Raw genomic sequence first — 20744 nt, 5'->3', positions numbered from 1 at the left:
CGCCGATGCCGCTTAGCGCGTGGTGCCGGCGACCTTCGGCAGGGCACCGCCGGCGGCAGCATTGCGGTCTGGGCGGAAGTTTGTGAGGTCAAGGCCGGGGATCGACCCGACAAGGGCAAGCTCGTCCTCGATCACGGCGGCTTCGAAGTCCTCCGGGCCGACAAGCGGGAGCCGCACTCGCGGCGACCCGATGCGGCCAAGCCCGTGGAGGATGTACTTTGCCGCCACCGTGCCGGGAACATGCGTCATGACGGCGCGCACGAGCGGCTCAAGGGACTTGTGGGCGGCCGTTGCGGTGGCAAGGTCGCCGGCGTTCACCGCATCGACGATGACGCGGTACGGGCTCGTCGCGATGTTGGCCGTGACGCCGATGAGTCCGCTCGCACCGATCGCAAGATGCGGAAGCACGTTGGCGTCATCACCAGAGAAATACAACAGGTCGGTCTGGTTGAGCACGCGGCTCACCTCACTGAAATCACCCTTGGCGTCTTTGACCGCGAGGATGTTCGGATGCTTCGCCGCCCGCAAGATCGTCTCGTAGCGAATCGGCACGCCGGTGCGCCCAGGGATGTCGTAAAGGATGACCGGCAGATCGGTTGCGTCGGCAATCATGCGGAAATGCGTGAGGATGCCGGCCTGCGTTGGCTTGTTGTAGTACGGCGTCACGATCATGACGCCATCGGCGCCCGCCTTCTCGCTCGCCTTGTAGAGCTCGATCGCGTGAGCGGTCTCGTTGGAACCACCGCCCGTGATGATCTTGGCCCGGTCACCCGCGACCGCCTTCGCAACCTCGACGAGGCGAATCTTCTCCGGGTCGGTGAGTGTGCTGGTCTCCCCCGTCGTGCCGGTCACGACGATGCCGTCGGCCCCCGCGGAGACCACGTCATCGATGTGCTTCTCGACATCGCTCCATGCGACCTCGCCGTCAGCCGTAAACGGCGTGACGAGGGCGACAAGAACCTGGCCGAAGGGATTGTTGCGTGCGCTCACGTATCGAGGGTACCGCGCACAGGCTTCTGCAGCGGTCGCTGACTGCCCGCGGCGCAACATTCGCGGGCACATGGCGCGCCCTCACGTGCTGGCAGTCGCTCAGGCCCGCTCATAGCTGACAAAGCGGTATGAGAGGCCCGACCGGGACTCAAGCCACCCCGACTCCGGCTCCCTGGCAACTTCGCGCCACTCCGCACCGATGACCGGCGCACGCGCGTCACCCTCAAACACGGCCAAGATCTCGGTGACCTCGAGCCGGGACGCCATGTCGATGACCGCCGCGTAAATCTCGCCGCCGCCGATGACCCACACCGTTTGGCCGGCATCGACACCCTCAGCAGCAATCGCGAGGGCATTGGCGACCGAAGGGGTCGGCTCCGCGCCATCCTCACTCCAGCGCGCCTGGCGCGTCACCACAATGTTGCGGCGCCCTGGCAGAGGGCGGAACCGCGGCGGAAGTGAATCCCACGTCTTGCGGCCCATGATCACCGGGCCGCCGAGCGTGGTCTGTTTGAAGTGCGCGAGGTCTTCTGGCACGTTCCACGGCATGATGCCATTGCGGCCGATGATGCCACCATCGGCCTCGGCCCAGATCAGGCCGATCGATGGGCCCTCGATTGCTGACGTCGTCATACTGCCACCGCCCCACGAATGGCGGGATGGTGCTCATAGCCCTCGATAGCGAAATCCTCGAACTCGTAGTCGAAGATGCTCTCGCGCGACGCCATGATGGCGAGCGTCGGCGGCGCGAAGGGCGCTCGCGTGAGCTGCTCCGTCACCTGCTCAACGTGATTGTCGTAAATGTGGCAGTCGCCACCCGTCCAGACGAAGTCGCCAACCTCGAGCCCCGCCTGCGCCGCCACCAAGTGGGTGAGCAGCGCGTAGCTCGCGATGTTGAACGGCACGCCCAAAAAGAGGTCAGCGCTGCGCTGGTAGAGCTGGCACGAAAGCTTGCCGTCGGCGACATAAAACTGGAACAGGGCGTGGCAGGGCGCGAGTGCCATGTTCGGGATGTCGGCCGGATTCCACGCCGAGACGATGAGGCGGCGAGAGTCAGGATTCGTGCGGATCTGTTCGATGACGTCAGAGATCTGATCGATCTGCTCGCCACTCGGCGTCGGCCACGAACGCCACTGCACGCCGTAGACGGGGCCGAGCTCGCCCGCGGCATCCGCCCACTCGTCCCAAATGGTCACGCCGTGATCGCGAAGCCAGCCGACATTGCTTTCGCCGCGGAGGAACCACAGCAGCTCATAGGCGATCGACTTGAAATGCACCCGCTTTGTCGTGACGAGCGGAAAGCCCGTCGCGAGATCGAAGCGGAGCTGCCGGCCGAACACGCTGCGGGTGCCGGTGCCCGTGCGGTCAGACTTGTGGGTGCCTGCAGCGAGCACCTCTCTGAGGAGGTCTTCGTAGGGAGTTTCAATCGTCGCGCTCATCGGCATGATGCTACCTCGCCTCGCTTCGATCGAGCGCGATCGCGCGCCGTACGGCATGACGCGCCCGACGACGGTCACCACTCGCGTCGTAGGCGAGCGCGAGCCGCAACCACGACTGCCATGACTCCGGATGCTGTTCGACTTCGGCGCGATAGCGCGGGAAGGCGGCGTCGGATGCTGCGCGCTCCGGCCGCCCGCTCGCGCGCACCGGCACCGACTCCTCCGGCAGAAGCCCCTGCTCTTCGAGGCGGACCATGAGTCGTTCGCTCCGCACCCCGAACTGGAGCTCGCTGATGAGCCCCCACACCGCGAGCAGTGGCAGCACCGCGAGGGCTACCCCCATCGCTACGGCGACCGCATCGCCTCCCGTGAGGAGAGCGAATGCGAGCTGCCCGACCGCGACGACATAGAGCACGAGAAGCGCCGTCATGACGACGACACCGATCTTCTTGGTCACGCGATCAACTCGCAGCCGTGGCATTCGGCGACAACGGGCCGAGATCGAGCAGCGTTTCAAGCCCCACCTTCAGTCCCACCGTCGTCGGCAGGGCGCGCAAGGCGAGCAGGATGCCGTGTTCATACGCCGCCGGGGAGATCGTGTCGTGCACGACGGAGAGCAGCTCGCCGGTGCCGCCGAAGACGACCTCCTGGCGAGCGACGACACCCCGGAGGCGCAGGCTGTGCACGGGGATGCCAGCCACCTGCTGTCCGCGCGCGAGCTGGTCCACATGCGGCGCCTCGACCGGTCCGAGCTCGCCGCGGGCATCCGCCATGAGCTCGGCCGTGCGCACCGCCGTGCCCGACGGCGAGTCGACCTTGCCGCCGTGGTGCGCCTCGATGATCTCGATCGAGTCGAAGAACCGCGCCGCAACCGTCGAGAGCCGCGTCGCGAGCACCGACCCGAGCGAAAAATTCGGCACGATGATGACACCGACTTCGGGAAGATTGATGAGCGTGCGCTGCAGCTCGATGATGCGGTCGGCGGTCCACCCCGAGGTGCCAACGAGCACATTGAGCCCACGCGCAATAGCAAACTCGACGACATCGTGGCTGACCCCTGGCCTGGTCACATCGATGACGAGGTCGGCGGCGAGCATCTCATCAAATGACGACGATGAGCTCAGGCTCGCGACAAGCTCGAATTCGGGGTCTGCCTCGACCAGTCGCGCGATGAGCGCGCCCATCCTGCCGTTTGCGCCGACAACGGCGACCTTGAATGCCATGCTGCAAACCTACCAACGACGCGCGCGACGTACGCTGAGGGCATGGCAGTCTTTCGCGAATCCGGTGTCGCCGACGACGACGCACTCGCCCTCTTGGTCGAGTATTTCTCCGCCCGTGCCGAGAGCTTTCCGGCCGGGCACAAGGCCTATCGCACCGTCTTCCCCGCTCCAGAAGACTTCGTGCCGCCGCGGGGCGTGTTCCTCATTGTCGAGGGCGAAGACCTGGCCGGTGACGCCGCAGATGTCGGATGCGGCGGCATCCGTCGTATCGAAGCATCCGACACCGGTGCCGTTCGCTTCGAAGTGAAGCACCTCTGGGTGCAGCCGCACACGCGCGGCCTCGGGCTCGGCGCGACCCTGCTTGCGGAGCTGGAGCGACGCGCAGCCGAACTCGGAGGGGACGAGGTCGTGCTCGACACCAATGCGAGCCTCGAATCTGCCGCTCGGCTCTATGCTCGCGCCGGCTACGAGTCGATACCGCCGTACAACGACAACCCCAACGCGACGAACTGGTATCGCAAAGTGCTCGGCGCCTAGTAGGGCTGCTCGATCGGAAGCCCCGTGCGGAGCTCCGGCGGGAGATGCCCGAGATCGTTGTGCGTGATGAGCTCCGGAGCCTTGACGGTGCGTACCCGGATGATCGTGAGCCCGCAGTTTGCCTGATTGATGCCCATCCAGCGCCAGACGGGGGCTGCGAACACCTCCCGAACGAACCACCCGATCACAAAGTTGTGGGTGATGAGCAGGGTGTGACGGTCATCGAGCGATGGTGTCATCCATTCGGCGATCGCGTCGGTCATCTGTGCTTCGCCCGCCTCGATCTGCGCCTCCGTCACCGAACCAAAGAACGGCTCGAACGCGACGGGAAGATCTGCGGTCGGGCCAGACGGGATGCAGTCGAACAGCAGCGCAGACGGCTCGGACACGATGCCGGGCAGTCGCTCGGTGATCGTGTGTGCGGTGTCGGCCGCGCGCTGCAAGGGCGAATGCCACGCCTGAGTGAACGGGACGCCGCTGAGCCGGTCGGCGATGCGCGTCGCCTGGCGGTGGCCCCGTGCCGAGAGTGGGCCATCTGGCAAACCGTGCTCAGCGTCTTGCTGCTCGCCGTGGCGGACAAGGTAGATGAAGTGGGACATCGTTGTCCTACGCTCCTTCGATTGCGGTGAACGCGTTGTCGTCGATAGCGCCGACGGCAGTGATGGTGAGAGGGCCAGCGACGAGCTCGCGCGCGAGCGCTGCAACATCGTCTTGGGTCACGAGATCGAGCCTGCGGAGCGCCTCATCGAGGTCGACGAACTCACCGAGCGTGATCTCTGCCCGCCCGAGCCGCGACATGCGGGTATCCGAATCTTCGAGCGCGAGGGCGGAACCACCGGCGAGCTGGCCTCGAGCCCTCCGCAGTTCATCGGCCGTAATGCCGCCGCTCGCGATGCCTCGAAATTCTTCGAGCATGAGCTCGGCGACCTCGCCCGCGCGGCCGGGAGCACAGCCGGCATAGAGACCGAGCACGCCCGCATCTGAAAACGTCGGAGTGAAGGAGTACACGGAGTAGGCGAGCCCACGGCGCTCGCGCACCTGCTGGAACAGCCTCGACGACATTCCGCCACCGAGCACGGCATTGAGGATGGTGAGCACGCTGCGCCGGTGGTCGGTGGCCGTGAGCCCTGGCACTCCGAGGTACACGTTGGCCTGCTCGCTTGGCCTGTGCACCACCACGGTCGACCCGGATCCCGGTGCAGACCCCGCGCCCGTGCGGCGGGCGGCCGGCGGAGCGCTGGCGGAGAGATCCCAGCCGCCGGAGCCAAGGTGCCGCTCGACTGACGAGAGTAACGCATCGTGGTCGATGGCTCCGGCAACCGTGATCACGAGATCATGCGGCGCATAGTTCGCACGGTAGTGCTCGGCGACAGCATCACGCTGGACGGCCGCAATCGTCGTTGGGTCACCGCCGATCGGGCGCCCGAGAGGATGATCGCCGAACATTGCCTCGAAGAATCGCTCGCTTGCAAAGTCGGCGACGTCGTCCTCAGCCATTGCGAGCTCTTCGAGGATGACGCCCCGCTCAGTCTCGAATTCGCCGCGGTCAAGTCGGGACGACGTGATCATGTCTGCCAGCACATCGACCGCCATCGGAACATCACGATCGCGCACCTTGGCGTAGTAGCAGGTGTACTCCTTCGCGGTCGCGGCGTTGTGCTCGCCCCCGACCTCGTCAAAGCTCACCGCGATCTCGAGCGCCGTTCGCCGTGCCGTGCCCTTAAACAGAAGGTGCTCAAGGAAGTGCGTTGAGCCGTATGCCGCAGGATGCTCATCGCGAGAGCCAACCGCGACCCACATGCCGATCGTGGCGCTCCGTGCGCCGGGGACCTGCTCGGTGAGGATGCGCACCCCACTGGGGAGCACGCTCCTCCGCACGACGCAATCGCCGGCGGCCAGAACGGTCTGCTCGCATGGATCGAGGGGAAGCTGCATTGCGCCGTTCATCACCGTTGAGCCTAGGCCACGGCGCTGATGGGAGCGCCCCGTACCGGGATCTCCCAGGCGCGCTATCGATCGCAAAAATGCCCCCCGGATTGAGCGAAATGTACCCCAAATAGCCGACATACAGAGCTGTCTGTCCCTGGCCCGATTGATACTCTTGTATATACCGGCGCACGAGGGTCACCCAGCCCGACGGCACCGGTTCCATCACCCGAAGATGGTCCATCGCCCGAAGATGGAAGCCTGCACCAAGGCACGCACCACGAAGACCGAACAACGCGAACCCGAATCGCGGAGTGCTCCGGCGGATGACCCGAAATCCGCCGGAGCCTGGTCTGGCGCAGTGAACACCCGATCAAAAACCTCGAAGGAGTCACTGTGGCGGAAGAAGACACCGGTCGCGCCGCGCAGCGCGGCACCACAAGCCAGACGACCGCGACTCCCCCACGCGGCGTCACTGTGCCGGCCGATTCGACGGCTCCGGTCTTTGCTTCCGGCCCCGGCGCACGATCACGCATCCTCGCGACCGCCATGCGGCTCTTCTACTTCGAAGGCATCCGCGCCGTGGGGATCGACCGCCTCATTGCCGAGTCGAGCGTCACCAAGGCGACCTTCTACAAGCACTTCGGCTCGAAAGACGCGCTCATTCTCACCTACATGCGCGCCGTGCACGATGACACGGTTGCGCGAGTCAACAGCATCGAAGTCGAATCGGCGGATGCGGCGGCCACCCTTCGCGCGCTCGTCGCCGGCATCCAGCTCGAGGCGCATCGCAGCGACTTTAGGGGCTGCGCCTTCATCAATGCCGCCACCGAGTTTCCCGAGACGATGCACCCGCTGCGCGCGATCGTGACTGCACACCGCGACTGGTACGCAGCATTCATCGCCGAGCAGTTCCGCCTCGCAGGCCACCCTCTGGCCGGCGACGCCGCCGATGAGTTCATCGTGCTGCGCGACGGTGCGATGGTCGGTGGGTATGTCGGCGATCACATCGCGACCGCCGCCGCGCTCGCTCGCCTCAGCGATCGCTGCCTCGCCGCACTCTGACGGCCACACACTCTGACCGCCACCGCGGGCTGAAGGCGATGCTGCTGCGCTGCGTCAGGCCGAAACGTCATCGAGTGTCGCCACCTGTTGACGCGTGAGGGTGAGCGCGCGGGCCTCGACAACATCGAGGAGTTCTGCGATCGACTGCGCCGAGACGAGTGCCGCCGTGACCCCTGGTTTGGAGATGACCCACGCCGCGGCGACTCGCGCGAGCGACACGTCGTGTTCTGCGGCGACACCGGCGAGGCGATCGAGCACACGCAGCCCGCGCCGATCAATATGTTCGAGCGCCTGATGCCAGACCGGGCGATCATGCTGAGCATTGCGATCGCGATACGCCCCAGTGAGAAACCCGTGCGCGAGCGGACGACGAGCGAAGAAGGCGGCACCGGACTCCTTGAGCGCCGGCGCGAGCTCGTGCTCGAAGACGTTGCGCGTCATGAGGGAGTACTCCTGCAGCGCCGCACGCACGCGCGGATACTTCGCCTCATCGCTGCGGGCCTGGAACGCCCGAAGGCGAGCTGAGGTGTGACCGAGGGCCGCGAGGTGGCGCACCTTGCCCGCCCGCTGGAGCTGGTCGACGGCCTCGAGCGTGTCATCGATCGGCACACTCGGGTCTTCGCCGTCGAGCACCAGGACGTCGATGTGGTCGGTGTCGAGCCTCCTGAGCGACGCATCGGTGGCTCGCACCACCGTGCGGTGTTCGAGACCACGAGCATCCGGATGCCGGCCGATCGTCGTCGCAATGACGACCGCCGAACGCTCGGGCACGCTCTTGAGCCAGGCGCCGATCATGACCTCGCTCCGCCCACCGGCATAGTGATCGGCCGTGTAGACGAGCGACCCGCCCGCGCCGTGGAAGGCGTCGAGCATCGCAGCGGTCTCTCGCGACCCCGACACCAGCCCAAACGCACTGCCGTCGATGCCAATAGGGGCGACGGCGAGGCCTGTGTTACTGATCTCGCGCATCGATCCACGGTATTCCCGCAAGGGAACCTGGCCACCCCTCAATATTCCGGCGTAGCGTGGTATGAGGAGGAACGCCATGTCAGAATCACCACGCGTTACGCGCCAGGAGGCCCTTACGAGCGACTCCGGGCGACTGTGGCTCATCGTCGGCGGCATTATCTCGGCGCTCTGCCTCGCCATGCTCTGGGCGATGCGAGACCTGCCGCCCCTCGGGGCCGCGACGATCGGCATCGTCGGCACGATCGTCACCTACCTCGCGATGGTGGCCGTACGCTTCGGCGTGCGACACCTGCGGTGGAGGCTCGGTCTGCTCGCGGCGCTCACCATAGTGATCGTCATCATCTTTGCGGTTGTTGCATGGACGACCATCATGTCCGCCTGAGCCAGAGACTCCCCGCGCAACGACGGATGCCCGCCCCACGCTCGCAGTGAGCGCGGAACGGGCATCCGATGAAGCGTGCGGTGGAGGCTAGTCCTCCGTCGACTCTTCCGCGGCGCCTTCGGCACCCTCGGCCTCGTCGATGACGGGCTCGAGCGAGAGCTTTCCGCGGTCGTCGATCTTCGTGATCTGAACCTGGATCTTCTGGCCGACGCCGAGCACGTCTTCGACGTTCTCGACACGCTTGCCACCGGCAAGCTTGCGCACCTCAGAGATGTGCAGGAGGCCATCGCGACCCGGCATGAGCGACACGAAGGCGCCGAACGTGGCGATCTTCACGACCGTGCCGAGGAATCGCTCGCCGACCTCAGGGTTGAGCGGGTTCGCGATGGCGTTGACCGCCATGCGAGCCGCCTCGGCCGAAGGACCGTCGACCGCACCGATGTAGACCGTGCCATCATCTTCGATCGAGATGTCGGCGCCCGTGTCATCCTGGATCTGGTTGATCGTCTTGCCCTTCGGGCCGATGAGCTCGCCGATCTTGTCGATCGGGATCTGCACCGAGATCACGCGCGGCGCGGTGGGCGCCATCTCATCCGGGGTGTCGATCGCCGAGGTGAGCACCGAGAGGATCGCCGTGCGAGCCTCCTTCGCCTGCTTCAGCGCACCATCGAGCACCGACGACGGGAGCCCGGAGAGCTTCGTGTCGAGCTGGATGGCCGTGATGAACTCGCTCGTGCCGGCAACCTTGAAGTCCATGTCGCCGAGTGCATCTTCAGCACCGAGAATGTCGGTGAGGGCCGCGTAGCGCGTCTCCCCGTCGACCTCGTCAGAGACAAGACCCATCGCGATGCCCGCAACCGGGGCGCGCAGCGGCACACCGGCGTTGAGGAGCGACAGGGTCGAGGCACAGACAGAGCCCATCGACGTCGAACCGTTGGAGCCAAGCGCCTCAGACACCTGGCGGATCGCGTACGGGAACTCCTCGCGGCTCGGCAGCACCGGCGCAATGGCACGCTCGGCGAGGAACCCGTGCCCGATCTCGCGGCGCTTCGGCGAACCTACGCGGCCGGTCTCACCGGTCGAGTAGGGCGGGAAGTTGTAGTGGTGCATGTACCGCTTCTTGGTGACCGGGCTCAGCGAGTCGATCTGCTGCTCCAGCTTGAGCATGTTCAGCGTCGTGACACCCATGATCTGGGTCTCGCCGCGCTGGAAGATCGCCGAACCGTGGACGCGAGGCAGAACCTGCACCTCGGCGTCGAGCGGACGGATGTCGGCGAGCCCACGGCCGTCCATGCGGACGCCCTCCGTGAGGATGCGGCCGCGCACAATCTTCTTCGTAACCGACTTGTAGGCGGCAGACACCTGACCGTTGGCCTCGGCGGGCAACTCGCCAGCCTCAACCTTGGCCGCGATGACCTCCTTGACTTCGGCCTTGAGTGCGTCATCCGCATCCTGGCGCTCAGTCTTTGCCGCGATCTTGTAGATCGACGAGAGACGGTCGTAGGCGAGGCCCGCGACAGCGTCGTAGGTCGACTGGTCGTAGGCAGTGAAGACCGGGAAGTGTTGGATCTCCTTCGCCGATTGTGCCGCCATTTCGGCCTGAGCCTTCACGAGCTGCATGAGGAACGGCTTCGAGGCCTCGAGGCCTTGCGCGACGACAGCCTCATCGGGCTTGGTCGCACCGCCCTGGATGAGGTTCCATGAACCCTCGGTGGCTTCGGCCTCGACCATCATGATGGCAATGTCTTCATTGCCATCTTTATCGGTAACAAGGCGGCCCGCGACGGTGAGGTCAAACACAGCGCGCTCGAGCTGCTCCACGTTCGGGAACGCGACCCACTGGTCGTCGATGAACGCAAGTCGGATGCCACCAATGGGACCGTTGAACGGCAGACCCGAGATCTGGGTTGACGCGGATGCCGCGTTGATCGCGAGGGCGTCGTAGAACTCGCCGGGGGCGATGCTCAGGACGGTGATGACGATCTGGACCTCATTGCGAAGGCCGTCGACGAACGTCGGACGCAGGGGCCGGTCGATGAGGCGGCACACAAGGATGGCCTCGGTCGAGGGGCGTCCCTCGCGACGGAAGAACGAGCCGGGGATCTTGCCGGCGGCGTAGGAACGCTCTTCGACATCGACCGTCAGCGGGAAGAAGTCGAAACCTTCACGCGGGTGCTTGCCGGCGCTCGTGGCGCTGAGCAGCATGGTGTCTTCGTCGAGGTACGCGGCGACGGCGCCCTGTGCCTGCTGCGCGAGGCGACCGGTCTCGAAACGGACCGTGCGCTTGCCGAACTTGCCGTTGTCGAGAACGGCTTCGGCGAACTTAATTTCTGGACCCTCCATTAAGGGTTTCTCCTTTGTTTTACGTCGCCCCCCGTGTGGGCGCGACTGCATACATCGGAGCAGGAGCGGGCAGTCAGGGGCGCGCGCGATATGCGCGAGCGCCGGGCTCTGGCCAACAGTAGAAATACACCGTCTCGCGTGTTCGATACGGGGAATCACCACCGGTGACCAGCCTCATGCCGGCCTGCTCCGTTTGGTTCTTGCTCTGGGTGCATCACTGCAGCCGCAGCGAGTCTACCAGTGGACGGCTGAACGGACCGCGAAGCGCCACGCGGAGTTCACGCTGGCGCTGGCCTTCTCACCCGCAACGGAGTGGAATGGGAGTACGCATTTCCTCTGAGAGAAAGGCACGCCATGAAGGCACTGCAGTACCGCACGATCGGCTCACCACCCGAGGTCGTCGAAATTCCGACCCCGACTCCTGGCCCAGGCCAGGTCCTTCTCAAAGTCACCGCTGCGGGCGTGTGCCATTCTGACGCGTTCGTGATGGGGCTCGATGCCGAGACCTACAGCGCCTACGGCTGGTCACTCCCCCTCACCCTCGGGCACGAAGGCGCCGGTGTCGTGCACGAGCTCGGTGACGGCGTGACCGGCGTTGCTGTCGGCGACGCTGTCGCGGTCTACGGGCCGTGGGGCTGTGGCAACTGCCACAACTGCGCGCAGGGCAAAGAACAAATCTGCCTCAACGCCGCCGCGCTCGGCATCCAACCCCCCGGGCTTGGCGCACCGGGGGCGATGGCGGAGTACCTGCTCATCGACAACGCCAGACACCTCGTGCCACTTGGGGACCTGGATCCGATCGCCAATGTCTCGCTCACCGACGCAGGGCTCACGCCGTATCACGCGATCAAGCGCAGCATCCACAAACTCGGAGCCGGCAGCACCGCCGTCGTGATCGGGACCGGCGGGCTCGGTCATGTCGCCATCCAGATCCTCCGCGCGATCACCGGCGCCACGGTCGTGGCACTCGATGTCGCAGAAGACAAGCTCGCGCTCGCGAAGGATGTCGGCGCGCACCACACCGCGCTGAGCAACGCGGACGCGGTCGCGACTGTGAGGGAACTCACCGGCGGGTTCGGCGCTGATGCGATCTTCGACTGCGTCGGCATCCAGGCGACTGCCGATCTTGCGGGACCGATGGCGGCCCACGAGGCAGAGATCAGCATGATCGGTGTCGGCGGTGGCGCCGTGCCTGTCGGGTTCGGAACAACCGCCTACGACGTGGCCGTGCGCGCACCGTACTGGGGCACGAGAGACGAGCTCATCGAAGTGCTCGAACTCGCCAAGCGGGGGCAGATCCACGTCGAAACAGAGACCTTCAGTCTCGACGACGCCCCCACCGCGTATGAGCGCCTCCATGAGGGGAGCCTGCGGGGACGCGCCGTCATCGTGCCATGACCTGGCGCTAGTCGCGTCTGCTCGCTAACCCCGGCCGGGCACTCCGGCGTCAGCCATCGACTCCGCACGCTCTGCCGCGGCAGCGACCGTGGCAGCTGCCCTGCGGGCATCGTGCGTTGGAGCATCCGGAACCGACGCCGGGCGCTGCTTCGCAAACTCCGCGCGCAGCACCGGCACGACCTCGCCGCCGAGAATGTCGAGCTGCTCGAGCACCGTCTTGAGCGGCAGGCCGGCGTGATCCATGAGCCAGAGCTGTCGCTGGTAGTCGCCGACGTAGTCGCGGAAGCCGAGCGTGCGGTCGATGACCTCCTGGGGGCTGCCGACCGTCAACGGGGTCTGCTCCGTGAACTCCTCAAGGCTCGGACCGTGGCCATAGACGGGAGCATTGTCGAAGTACGGCCGGAACTCGCGCATCGCATCCTGCGAGTTCTTGCGCATGAACACCTGCCCGCCGAGGCCGACGATCGCCTGCTCGGACGTGCCGTGGCCGTGGTGCGCATAGCGCTGGCGGTAGAACTGCACCATTTTTTGTGTGTGCGAGGCGGGCCAGAAAATATGGTTCGAGAAGAAGCCATCGCCGTAGTACGCCGCCTGCTCGGCGATTTCTGGGCTGCGGATGCTGCCGTGCCAGACGAAGGGCGGCACACCGTCGAGCGGGCGCGGCGTCGACTGGAAGCCCTGCAGCGGGGTGCGGAACTCTCCGCTCCAATCGACGTAGTCCTCGCGCCAGAGACGGCGCAGCAGCGCGTATTTCTCGAGCGCGAGCGGGATGCCCTGTCGGATGTCCTCACCGAACCACGGGTACACGGGACCGGTGTTGCCGCGGCCGAGGGTGAGGTCCATGCGGCCGCCGGAGAGATGCTGCAGGGTCGCGTAGTCTTCCGCGAGACGAACCGGGTCGTTGGTCGTGATGAGGGTCGTCGCGGTCGAGAGGATGAGCCGCTCGGTCTTGGCGGCGAGCCAGCTGTTGATGGCGACAGGGCTCGAGGGGAAGAACGGCGGGTTGTGGTGCTCCCCCATCGCGAAGACGTCAAGGCCGACCGCCTCGGCATGCTGGGCAATGGTGAGGACGTCGCGGAGTCGCGAGGCGTCGCTAGGGGTGTGCCCTGTCGTGGGATCTGTGGTGATGTCACCGACACTGAAGATGCCGAACTGCATTGCGCTCATCGCGAATCCTTTTTGATGCGTTTGTATGTATTGTATGCAACGCTGGCATCCAACGAGTATTCCCGGGCTCGAAACCTGGTCGCGCTGCCTGAGCATGTGCGGGGAACCCGGTGTGGGCGACGGTGGCCGGTGTGAGGATCGGTGCATGCGCTCCTCCGTCGTCCCCCCGTATCTCCTCGCTCGCATCGCCGAAACGGCAGACCCGAGGTATGCCGTTGCGGCCGCCGCCGCGCGCCGCGCCCTCGTGATCGACGCCCCCATCCGCGAACAACGCTGCGAGGTGCCCGCATCCGGGACTGGCGCGACGACCTCCCCCGGCGCGCTCGGCGTCGTCGGCCCTCGTCGCACGATCTATGACGCAGACAACGCCACGACCCTCCCCGGTCGCCAGGTGCGGGATGAGGGCGACGGCCCCACCGGCGACCTCGCCGCCGACGAGGCATACGACGGACTCGGCGACACGCATCGCCTGCTGCTCGACGTGTATGGGCGTGCATCGATCGACGGCCGGAACATGCGGCTCGACGCCGTCGTGCACTACGGCGATCGCTATGACAACGCATTCTGGGACGGGAGTCGCATGGTCTTCGGCGACGGCGACGGCGAGGTCTTCGGCCGATTCACCCGCTCACTCAGCGTGATCGGCCACGAACTCACCCACGGCATGACCCAGTACAGCGCTGGCCTCGAATACCAGGGACAGAGCGGCGCGCTCGCCGAATCGATCTCCGACGTCTTCGGTGCCCTCGTCGAACAGTATTCAGCTGGCCAGTCGGCCGCCGAGGCAACCTGGCTCATCGGCGAAGGGCTCTTCACCGAAGTCGTGCAGGGCCGCGCGCTCCGCTCGATGCTCGAACCCGGCACCGCCTACGACGACGATGTCATCGGCCGCGACCCGCAACCCGCCCACATGGACGACTACATCGAGACGACAGACGACAACGGCGGTGTGCATCTCAACTCCGGAATTCCGAATCGCGCGTTCGCGCTTGCAGCACAGTCGCTCGGCGGCACGGCATGGGACCGCGCAGGGCAGGTCTGGTACGACACCCTCACGGGAGGGCAACTCGCACGCACCGCCTCGTTCGAGGATTTCGCGGTGATCACGATTGAGGCCGCCTCGCAGCGCTTCGGCGGCACCAGCGCAGAACAGAACGCCGTCGTAAATGGCTGGACAGCGGTGGGAGTCCTGCCGTGACCACAATGACCGTCACGATCCGCCGCACGGGCGGAATCGCGGGCATGAGTCGCCGGTGGAGCGTCACCGTCGACCCCGATGAGCCGTCGTGGCGCGAGTTGCTCGCGCGACTCCCCTGGGACGAGCATCCTGCCCCAGCCGACAGCGTCGATCGCTACGTCTACATCGTCACGTGTGAACCGAAGAGCGTTGAAATTCCGGAGCAGGGCTTCACCGGGCCCTGGCAGGACCTGCTCGAGCGCGTGCGCGCCGAGAACGACGGTGGAGGGCACGAAAAACGGGCCGCCACCCGAAGGTGACGGCCCGTCCAAGAAGATCGCGGTGTCATCGAGACCCTCAGAAACTGAGGAACCGACGAACGACTCCCGTGATTATCGACAGGTCAACGACGCAGGCCGAGGCGCTCGATGAGCGCACGGTAGCGGTTGATGTCGACATCCTGCAGGTAGCCGAGCAGTCGACGACGCTGGCCGACCAGGAGGAGCAGGCCACGACGCGAGTGGTGGTCGTGCTTGTGCTCCTTGAGGTGCTCCGTGAGGTCCTTGATGCGACGCGTCAGCATCGCAACCTGAACCTCGGGGGAACCCGTGTCGCCCGGGTGGGTAGCGTACTCATCGATGATCGCCTTCTTGACGTCTGCTTCGAGTGCCATAGATGGGATCCCCTTTCTGTCGTTGCGCGGTGCCGGTCACAGGATGTGCCGGCTCTCTTGATCCGCGGCCGTTCTAACGGCAACTGACAGAGTCTACCACCCGTGGAGGGCCAGTTCCGGGCCCGATCGAGACCAACAGCACAGCGAGGCCGCGAGCGCACTCAGGCAGCACCGAGCGCGCCGCAATATTCTGGTGCCGTGACCCGCGAGCCGATATATACGACCGCCATCGTGGCTGGGCGCGCCCTCTTCGGTGCGCTGCGGCTCGCGCCAACCATCACGGGCGGCAAGCACCTGCCCGCCACCGGCGGCGCCGTCATCGCGATGACCCACTTCGGCTACCTCGACTTCGCGCTCGTCGAGTGGGCCATGTGGCACGAGAATCGGCGACGCATCCGTTTCATGGCAAAGAAGTCGGTCTTTGAGAAGCCCGTCGTCGGGTGGCTCATGCGCGGCATGCGTCACATCAGCGTCGACATGCAGGCCGGAGCAGACGCCTACGCGAATGCGGTCGACGCGCTGCGGCGCGGCGAGCTCATCGGGGTCTTTCCAGAAGCCGGGGTCAGCGCCTCGTTCACGGTGCGTGAACTCAAGACTGGCGCCGCCCGCCTCGCCGCCGAAGCGGGAGTGCCCCTCGTGCCCGTCGCCGTCTGGGGTGGGCACCGACTGCTGACCAAGAATCGTCGCATCCGACTCCGGGATCGCTTCGACGTGCCCATCAGGTTCACCGTCGGAGCCCCCATGCTGGTTAGCGCCGCCGACGACGCCCGCGTCGTCACAGACCGACTCCGCGACATCATGCAAGACCTCGTCGACACGTCGCAGAAGACGTACCCCCACGACGGCAACGGTGCCTGGTGGCAGCCACGGCATCTGGGCGGCACGGCCCCGACCCCCGACGAGGCAGCCGCTGCCGACGCGGAACGCGACCGGCGACGACGCGCCGCCGACCGCTAGCGAGACCGCGCTCAGGACGGGACGGGCGCGTCGGCGTCGAGCACCGGAACGGGCACGGACACCGGCACGGAACCGGATGCCACACCATCAGCCTGCGGCGCCTCGCGGGTCATCGCAGCGCCCGCTCGCAGGTGGAGCACCGCACCGACGATGAGGAAGCCCTGAGCGGCAATGTAGGTCACCATGATGACGACATCCGCCTGCCAGAAATCGATACTCGGCATGAAGCGGTCCACCCCGAGCACCGTGTCAGAAATCAGGAACAGCAACCCGCCGATGACCACCGGCCCGATGCTGCGGGCCGCCGTCGCCGCCATCACTCCCAGCACGACTCCGTATGTCGCAAGAGGCCACACGAGCAGCCCGACGTGCGGGGCAAGCAGCGCCATAAGGGCGATCCACCAGCCGAGATACGCCAGCGACGCGAGCGGCAGACGGCGCACAGCGAGATGGCGTGCGATGAGGAGCACAAAAAAGACATGGGCAACGAAAAACGCCCCCAGGCCGAAAAGGAACATCAGTTCGCCAGGGACCAGCAGCACCAAGTCACCGATCCACGAAAAGAGCAGCGCGGCACCCCCGAGCGCCGTGGCCGAACTCCGGCGCACGGGCACCCCGGCGATGAACCCGAGCGTGAGTGCCGGCATGAGCAACGTCTTGCTGGCTGCGGCGAGCGCGGCAGCATCCGGCCAGAATGCCGTCGAGGCGAGCGCGAGAACATGAATGACCCCGACGACCCCATACGGGAGGAAGGCGAGCCACAGTCGGGCCGACGGCGAGGAATGCATGGGCGAAAGCGTAGTGCCGATAGGCCGCAGGGTGTGCACGGCGCACGTCGGGGCGCGCCGAGCGGGGACCCGTCATCCCGTTGCTGCGCTACCTCACGTCGTTTGGCCGGCGTGCGTGCCCTCGAGCACCTCCTCGACCAGTTTCGCGTTGAACGCGGCGAGATCGTCTGGAGTGCGACTCGTCACGAGGCCGTGGTCGACGACAACCTCCTCGTCGACCCACTCCGCGCCGGCATTCGCCAGATCGGTGCGCAGGGATGGGTATGAGGTGACGGTGCGCCCACCGAGCACACCTGCCTCGGCGAGCATCCAGGGGGCGTGACAGATTGCGGCGACAGGCTTGTGCTGCTCGAAGAACGCACGAACCAGATCGACGGATGCCTCATCCATTCTCAGGTGGTCGGCATTCACCACACCGCCCGGCAGCACGAGGGCGTCGAAGTCTGCGGCGTCGACCGAACCTGGTGCGGCATCGACTGTGAACGTGTCCGCGGGTGTTGTGCCCTCGAACCCTTGCACTGATTCACCGGCGGGCGAGACCAGGGTGGGGAGACCACCGGCATCGTGCACGGCCTCCCACGGGCTTGTGAGTTCGATCTGCTCGACACCATCGGTGAGCAAGAAGGCAATGCGCTTGCCAATAAGCGTCGTCGTGGTCATGTCCGCTCCTTCGTCTCGACGGGTCCGGGATCGGCCCGCCATTCGATGGTGGTGACGCTACGTCCGACGAAGAAGACGGGCATGGAGTCTCGGCGAACGCACACCCAACCTGCTGCTCGCGGTCAGGGGGCACTGCTGGCAGTCATCGCGCCCCACACCACGAGAACGGCGAGACCAGCCATCAGCGCAATAATCCACAGGTGTCGGATGACGCGGGCCCGCGCATGCTCGCGGTGGATCGCCCCGAACTGATCGCTGAGCTCTCGGCTCATGCATTCCTCCGACGCTGTTCCGAACCAGGTCGAGTCACGCTTGGCCGTCGCCGAGAGTGTCGCGACGGCCCTGTCGGAAAGTGTTGTCGGCTGTCGGTGCACCCACCGGACAAGCGCCGCCGGCCCGAGCACATTCACATCCTTGGGCGGGTCGCCGATCGTCAGTGTTTTTGGCGCCGAGACGACGAGCACACCTGACGCCCTCACCTCGATCGTGCCAGCCTCTGAGAGGCAGCGCTCCACGACGCCGATCGCCTGCTCCAGCAGGCGGAGATCTGGCCGACGATGCCCGTCGACAACGAATGCCCGCGCAGTGACCGTGACATCCTCACCCCTCGTGCGCGCCGAATGCACAGCGAAGACCCCGGTGGGGCCGATGATGACGTGATCTATCGTGCCGCCGTGCAGTGTCGTCGGCACCGCGTGCAGCACCGTGTAGGGCGGGCCGAGCCGCGAGAGCTCCCAGCAGACCTCGAACTCTTCGAGTGCGGCATCAAGCCAGGAGCAGCTCGCGTGGCGGAGTGGGCTCCGACCGAATACCCGCGCGATGCGACCCCTCGCCGGCGCTTCCCGTTGGGCCCGTACGAACTCGGCAATGGCCGCATCGCGCCGCGCGCCCCTCTGCTCGGGTGACGTGCGCGGTGCATCGTCGTCCATGAAGTCCGTCTCTGGCAGGTCGGGTCCCTCCGCAGGGAGTCGGTGGCTCGGGTCGGCAGCGAAGGGGCAGTGGGGCCGGTCGGTCTAGCATCCACCCGCTGCGGCGACCTCGGTATCCCCAGCACGGGGGCGGTCGCGAGCAGCGTTTTTTGGGCCAAGGCTTGATTTCTAGGGCCGCACCGGCGCATCCTAGAGACAGATCAACTCATCGTCCGGGAGAGCCGCACTCAGTGCCGCACCGGGCGATGAGTCCGTTACGGGCCGGTCGTGCGCTCAGCCATGGCGATCTCCGCGTCGAAGACGGATTCGAGGAACGAGCGCACGTCGAGCACTTCCTCCATCGAAATGCTGTGGCCGATGCCCTCGTACCGGCGACGCGTCAGGGTGGAGTGCTCGGGCAACCAGAGTTCCGTAGCATCCGTCGCGGCGGTAGGAATGACGGGGTCGGCGACATCGCGCCCCCAAAAGACCTGCGGTCGGATTTCGCTGAGACGCTCGTCGGCCGGGGCGTCGGCCGGGATGACGAACCCCGAGAGATTCACGAAGCCGACGAACCGCTCGGGAGCGAAGCGCATGAGATGGGTGGCGAGCGCTCCCCCTTGGCTGAATCCGACGACCGCGACGGGCCCTGACGGCGCAATGCGATCAAGCCAGGCGAGAATTCCGCGGGTAGCAGCGGCAGCGGCATCCGGATCTGGAAGCCCGGGCTCCGCTGGCGGGAACCAGGTGAAGCTCGCCCCCGGAATGAACGACAGCGGCGCCCTCGGTGAGGCGTACACAGCGTCGGGGACCAGCAGCGGCGCGAGCTGCATGAGATCGCGCTCATTGGAGCCGCGCCCGTGCAGCAGCACAATGAGCGGCCGCGGCCCCAGCGTGTCTGCCGGCTCGGACCAGGCCACCGCGGCGTCGTCGAGATCTAGCACTTCAGTCATGAGGTCGCTCCTTCGTCGTTGGTCGCCACCGAGGGGTCAACGATGGGCCCGAGCAACGCCGTGGCGACTGTGGAGTGCACAGCATCCTCGTTGCTGGGGTGGAAGGCACCAGCGAGCACGTCGCGCGAGAGTCTGCCAAGCTCGCTGCCGTTGCGATATGCGGCACCGCCCGCCACGCGCACCGACTGATCCACCACGAAGCGCGCCGTCTCAGTCGCGCGGAGCTTGAGCCCAGTGAGCATCCTGAACCACTGGTCGTCGTGATCGACACGATCATCGACATCGCGGGCGAGCGACTCCAACTGCGGCAGCAGCCCGTCGAGTGCGATCGCCGCGTCGGCAAGTTTCCAACGGGTCTCTGGTTGCTGATCGGCCGTGAGCCCCGTACGCGCCGACCTTCGCGCGCGAGCCGCCTCCACGCCCAGCTCGAGCGCACGCTGCGCGACGCCCGTGTAGACGGCAGAGACGAGCACGAGAAAATTCGCGAAGATCGCAAACACGAGCGGATGCGGTGTCGCACCCTGCGGTCGGTGACCGAACACGCGGTCGGCGGCCGCCCGTGCGCCGGTGAGCCGCGTGGTGTTGCTTTGGCTCGCACGCATGCCGATCGTGTCCCAGTCATCGAGGATTTCGATTCCCTCGGCATCGCGGTCGAGAAAGGCGTGAACGAGCTGCGGGATCTCCCCGGAATCGTCGAGGCCAAAGACTCCGAGCCGAGTCCACACTGGTGACAGGCTCGTGAAGATCTTGGTTCCTGTGAACGCGTATCCACCGTCGCCGAGCGGGCTCACAACCGTCGTGCTGTCGAAGAGCACGAGATCATTGCCGGGCTCACTGATGCCGAAGGCGAAGATCTCTCCCGCCGCTGCCTCGCGGAGGACAAAGTCGAGCGAATCGTCGCCGCGATCGTGCAGCATCCGCGCCACCCCGGTCCACACGAGGTGCATGTTCACAGCGAGCGCCGTCGCGGGTGCCGCGCCAGCGAGCGCTGACTGTTCGCTGGCGATTTCACGAAGGCTGAGTCCGGCCCCGCCGAACTCGACCGGCACGAAGGCGGCGAGGTAACCCGCGTCAGCCAAATCTTGCACGTCGCCGTGGGGAAAGGTGTTGTCTCGGTCGTGCGCGTCGGCACGACTCCGGATGCGCTCGAGCAGCGTTTGCGTGAGGATTGGCACTCCCCCAGCATCGC

At 66.1% G+C, this 20744-nt stretch carries 23 protein-coding genes; 7 read left to right on the top strand and 16 right to left on the bottom strand.

The window, feature by feature from the left end:
* Positions 1–12: 12 nt before the first annotated feature.
* From dapA to dapB, 5 genes are all read right to left on the bottom strand, one after another.
* Entirely contained in the window at positions 13–990 is a 978-nt protein-coding gene (dapA, locus tag ACY48M_RS08385) for a 4-hydroxy-tetrahydrodipicolinate synthase (protein WP_462819811.1), read from the bottom strand.
* A gap of 99 nt (positions 991–1089) precedes the next feature.
* Entirely contained in the window at positions 1090–1623 is a 534-nt protein-coding gene (locus ACY48M_RS08380; RefSeq protein WP_462819810.1) for a dihydrofolate reductase, read from the bottom strand.
* The gene (locus tag ACY48M_RS08375) at positions 1620–2429 is read right to left on the bottom strand and encodes a thymidylate synthase (protein WP_462819809.1); all 810 of its coding nucleotides are present in this window, start codon (positions 2427–2429) and stop codon (positions 1620–1622) included. Before ACY48M_RS08375 ends, ACY48M_RS08380 begins: the two co-directional genes overlap by 4 nt.
* 10 nt (positions 2430–2439) lie before the next feature.
* Positions 2440–2886 carry a hypothetical protein gene (locus tag ACY48M_RS08370; protein WP_462819808.1) on the bottom strand — a complete coding sequence of 149 codons (447 nt, stop codon included), beginning with the start codon at positions 2884–2886 and terminating at the stop codon, positions 2440–2442.
* Positions 2887–2890: 4 nt separating this feature from the next.
* Positions 2891–3652, bottom strand: a complete 762-nt coding sequence (gene dapB, locus ACY48M_RS08365; protein WP_462819807.1) for a 4-hydroxy-tetrahydrodipicolinate reductase — start codon at positions 3650–3652, stop codon at positions 2891–2893.
* 42 nt (positions 3653–3694) lie between these two features.
* Between dapB and ACY48M_RS08360 the strand changes: the two genes are divergently transcribed.
* The gene (locus tag ACY48M_RS08360; RefSeq protein ID WP_462819806.1) at positions 3695–4189 is read left to right on the top strand and encodes a GNAT family N-acetyltransferase; all 495 of its coding nucleotides are present in this window, start codon (positions 3695–3697) and stop codon (positions 4187–4189) included.
* Here the strand turns inward: ACY48M_RS08360 and ACY48M_RS08355 are convergent.
* Both ACY48M_RS08355 and ACY48M_RS08350 read right to left on the bottom strand, forming a co-directional pair.
* Positions 4186–4788 (bottom strand): histidine phosphatase family protein, encoded by a 603-nt coding sequence (locus tag ACY48M_RS08355; protein WP_462819805.1) that lies wholly within the window; start codon positions 4786–4788, stop codon positions 4186–4188. The genes ACY48M_RS08360 and ACY48M_RS08355 overlap by 4 nt on opposite strands.
* A 7-nt stretch (positions 4789–4795) precedes the next feature.
* A complete protein-coding gene (locus ACY48M_RS08350; RefSeq protein ID WP_462819804.1) occupies positions 4796–6136 on the bottom strand; it encodes a M16 family metallopeptidase in 1341 nt (446 codons plus the stop codon).
* A 375-nt stretch (positions 6137–6511) separates the two neighbouring features.
* Here ACY48M_RS08350 and ACY48M_RS08345 point away from each other — a divergent pair, with 375 nt between their 5' ends.
* Entirely contained in the window at positions 6512–7180 is a 669-nt protein-coding gene (locus ACY48M_RS08345; RefSeq protein WP_462819803.1) for a TetR/AcrR family transcriptional regulator, read from the top strand.
* Between the two features lie 54 nt (positions 7181–7234).
* Here ACY48M_RS08345 and ACY48M_RS08340 read toward each other — a convergent pair whose 3' ends face one another.
* Positions 7235–8149 carry an aldo/keto reductase gene (locus tag ACY48M_RS08340; RefSeq protein ID WP_462819802.1) on the bottom strand — a complete coding sequence of 305 codons (915 nt, stop codon included), beginning with the start codon at positions 8147–8149 and terminating at the stop codon, positions 7235–7237.
* 76 nt (positions 8150–8225) lie between these two features.
* Between ACY48M_RS08340 and ACY48M_RS08335 the strand changes: the two genes are divergently transcribed.
* Complete coding sequence (locus ACY48M_RS08335) at positions 8226–8531, top strand: hypothetical protein (RefSeq protein ID WP_462819801.1); 306 nt, start codon at positions 8226–8228, stop codon at positions 8529–8531.
* A gap of 87 nt (positions 8532–8618) precedes the next feature.
* On the opposite strand, the gene ACY48M_RS08330 is transcribed toward ACY48M_RS08335, so the two are convergent.
* On the bottom strand, positions 8619–10874 hold the full coding sequence (locus ACY48M_RS08330; RefSeq protein ID WP_462819800.1) for a polyribonucleotide nucleotidyltransferase: 2256 nt from the start codon (positions 10872–10874) through the stop codon (positions 8619–8621).
* 354 nt (positions 10875–11228) lie between these two features.
* On the opposite strand from ACY48M_RS08330, the gene ACY48M_RS08325 reads away from it, so the two are divergent.
* Complete coding sequence (locus ACY48M_RS08325; protein WP_462819799.1) at positions 11229–12272, top strand: NAD(P)-dependent alcohol dehydrogenase; 1044 nt, start codon at positions 11229–11231, stop codon at positions 12270–12272.
* Positions 12273–12296: 24 nt separating this feature from the next.
* Here the strand turns inward: ACY48M_RS08325 and ACY48M_RS08320 are convergent, their stop codons facing one another.
* Positions 12297–13430 carry an LLM class flavin-dependent oxidoreductase gene (locus tag ACY48M_RS08320; RefSeq protein ID WP_462819897.1) on the bottom strand — a complete coding sequence of 378 codons (1134 nt, stop codon included), beginning with the start codon at positions 13428–13430 and terminating at the stop codon, positions 12297–12299.
* Between the two features lie 154 nt (positions 13431–13584).
* Between ACY48M_RS08320 and ACY48M_RS08315 the strand changes: the two genes are divergently transcribed.
* Together ACY48M_RS08315 and ACY48M_RS08310 are read left to right on the top strand one after the other, a co-directional pair.
* On the top strand, positions 13585–14637 hold the full coding sequence (locus ACY48M_RS08315; protein WP_462819798.1) for a M4 family metallopeptidase: 1053 nt from the start codon (positions 13585–13587) through the stop codon (positions 14635–14637).
* Positions 14638–14642: 5 nt separating this feature from the next.
* A complete protein-coding gene (locus ACY48M_RS08310) occupies positions 14643–14936 on the top strand; it encodes a protealysin inhibitor emfourin (protein ID WP_462819896.1) in 294 nt (97 codons plus the stop codon).
* A gap of 83 nt (positions 14937–15019) precedes the next feature.
* Here ACY48M_RS08310 and rpsO read toward each other — a convergent pair whose 3' ends face one another.
* Positions 15020–15289 (bottom strand): 30S ribosomal protein S15, encoded by a 270-nt coding sequence (gene rpsO / locus ACY48M_RS08305; RefSeq protein ID WP_462819797.1) that lies wholly within the window; start codon positions 15287–15289, stop codon positions 15020–15022.
* Positions 15290–15487: 198 nt separating this feature from the next.
* On the opposite strand from rpsO, the gene ACY48M_RS08300 reads away from it, so the two are divergent.
* Positions 15488–16246 (top strand): lysophospholipid acyltransferase family protein, encoded by a 759-nt coding sequence (locus ACY48M_RS08300; protein ID WP_462819796.1) that lies wholly within the window; start codon positions 15488–15490, stop codon positions 16244–16246.
* A gap of 11 nt (positions 16247–16257) precedes the next feature.
* Here ACY48M_RS08300 and ACY48M_RS08295 read toward each other — a convergent pair whose 3' ends face one another.
* The 5 genes from ACY48M_RS08295 to ACY48M_RS08275 form a co-directional block, all read right to left on the bottom strand.
* Positions 16258–17034: a lysoplasmalogenase gene (locus ACY48M_RS08295; RefSeq protein ID WP_462819795.1), complete on the bottom strand. Its 777-nt coding sequence runs from the start codon at positions 17032–17034 to the stop codon at positions 16258–16260.
* Between the two features lie 93 nt (positions 17035–17127).
* Positions 17128–17694, bottom strand: coding sequence for a type 1 glutamine amidotransferase domain-containing protein (locus ACY48M_RS08290; RefSeq protein ID WP_462819794.1), 567 nt, complete (start codon positions 17692–17694; stop codon positions 17128–17130).
* Between the two features lie 122 nt (positions 17695–17816).
* On the bottom strand, positions 17817–18623 hold the full coding sequence (locus ACY48M_RS08285; protein WP_462819793.1) for a nuclease-related domain-containing protein: 807 nt from the start codon (positions 18621–18623) through the stop codon (positions 17817–17819).
* Positions 18624–18877: 254 nt separating this feature from the next.
* Positions 18878–19555, bottom strand: coding sequence for an alpha/beta hydrolase (locus tag ACY48M_RS08280; protein ID WP_462819792.1), 678 nt, complete (start codon positions 19553–19555; stop codon positions 18878–18880).
* On the bottom strand, positions 19552–20730 hold the full coding sequence (locus ACY48M_RS08275) for an acyl-CoA dehydrogenase family protein (RefSeq protein WP_462819791.1): 1179 nt from the start codon (positions 20728–20730) through the stop codon (positions 19552–19554). Before ACY48M_RS08275 ends, ACY48M_RS08280 begins: the two co-directional genes overlap by 4 nt.
* Positions 20731–20744: the final 14 nt, after the last annotated feature.

The organism is Homoserinimonas flava (genome assembly GCF_054969005.1).
Note: the sequence above shows the minus strand (reverse complement) of the source record. Positions and strands in the feature narration are given on the sequence as shown.

Bases quoted from the DNA above. Each gene is read 5' to 3' on its own strand.
- rpsO (WP_462819797.1), bottom strand. From the start codon at position 15,289: ATGGCACTCGAAGCAGACGTCAAGAAGGCGATCATCGATGAGTACGCT.
- ACY48M_RS08295 (WP_462819795.1), bottom strand. From the start codon at position 17,034: ATGCATTCCTCGCCGTCGGCCCGACTGTGGCTCGCCTTCCTCCCGTAT.
- ACY48M_RS08330 (WP_462819800.1), bottom strand. From the start codon at position 10,874: ATGGAGGGTCCAGAAATTAAGTTCGCCGAAGCCGTTCTCGACAACGGC.
- ACY48M_RS08350 (WP_462819804.1), bottom strand. From the start codon at position 6,136: ATGAACGGCGCAATGCAGCTTCCCCTCGATCCATGCGAGCAGACCGTT.
- ACY48M_RS08280 (WP_462819792.1), bottom strand. From the start codon at position 19,555: ATGACTGAAGTGCTAGATCTCGACGACGCCGCGGTGGCCTGGTCCGAG.
- ACY48M_RS08285 (WP_462819793.1), bottom strand. From the start codon at position 18,623: ATGGACGACGATGCACCGCGCACGTCACCCGAGCAGAGGGGCGCGCGG.
- ACY48M_RS08310 (WP_462819896.1), top strand. From the start codon at position 14,643: ATGACCGTCACGATCCGCCGCACGGGCGGAATCGCGGGCATGAGTCGC.
- ACY48M_RS08320 (WP_462819897.1), bottom strand. From the start codon at position 13,430: ATGCAGTTCGGCATCTTCAGTGTCGGTGACATCACCACAGATCCCACG.
- ACY48M_RS08380 (WP_462819810.1), bottom strand. From the start codon at position 1,623: ATGACGACGTCAGCAATCGAGGGCCCATCGATCGGCCTGATCTGGGCC.
- ACY48M_RS08355 (WP_462819805.1), bottom strand. From the start codon at position 4,788: ATGTCCCACTTCATCTACCTTGTCCGCCACGGCGAGCAGCAAGACGCT.
- ACY48M_RS08340 (WP_462819802.1), bottom strand. From the start codon at position 8,149: ATGCGCGAGATCAGTAACACAGGCCTCGCCGTCGCCCCTATTGGCATC.
- ACY48M_RS08315 (WP_462819798.1), top strand. From the start codon at position 13,585: ATGCGCTCCTCCGTCGTCCCCCCGTATCTCCTCGCTCGCATCGCCGAA.
- ACY48M_RS08325 (WP_462819799.1), top strand. From the start codon at position 11,229: ATGAAGGCACTGCAGTACCGCACGATCGGCTCACCACCCGAGGTCGTC.
- ACY48M_RS08375 (WP_462819809.1), bottom strand. From the start codon at position 2,429: ATGAGCGCGACGATTGAAACTCCCTACGAAGACCTCCTCAGAGAGGTG.
- dapB (WP_462819807.1), bottom strand. From the start codon at position 3,652: ATGGCATTCAAGGTCGCCGTTGTCGGCGCAAACGGCAGGATGGGCGCG.
- ACY48M_RS08290 (WP_462819794.1), bottom strand. From the start codon at position 17,694: ATGACCACGACGACGCTTATTGGCAAGCGCATTGCCTTCTTGCTCACC.
- ACY48M_RS08360 (WP_462819806.1), top strand. From the start codon at position 3,695: ATGGCAGTCTTTCGCGAATCCGGTGTCGCCGACGACGACGCACTCGCC.
- ACY48M_RS08335 (WP_462819801.1), top strand. From the start codon at position 8,226: ATGTCAGAATCACCACGCGTTACGCGCCAGGAGGCCCTTACGAGCGAC.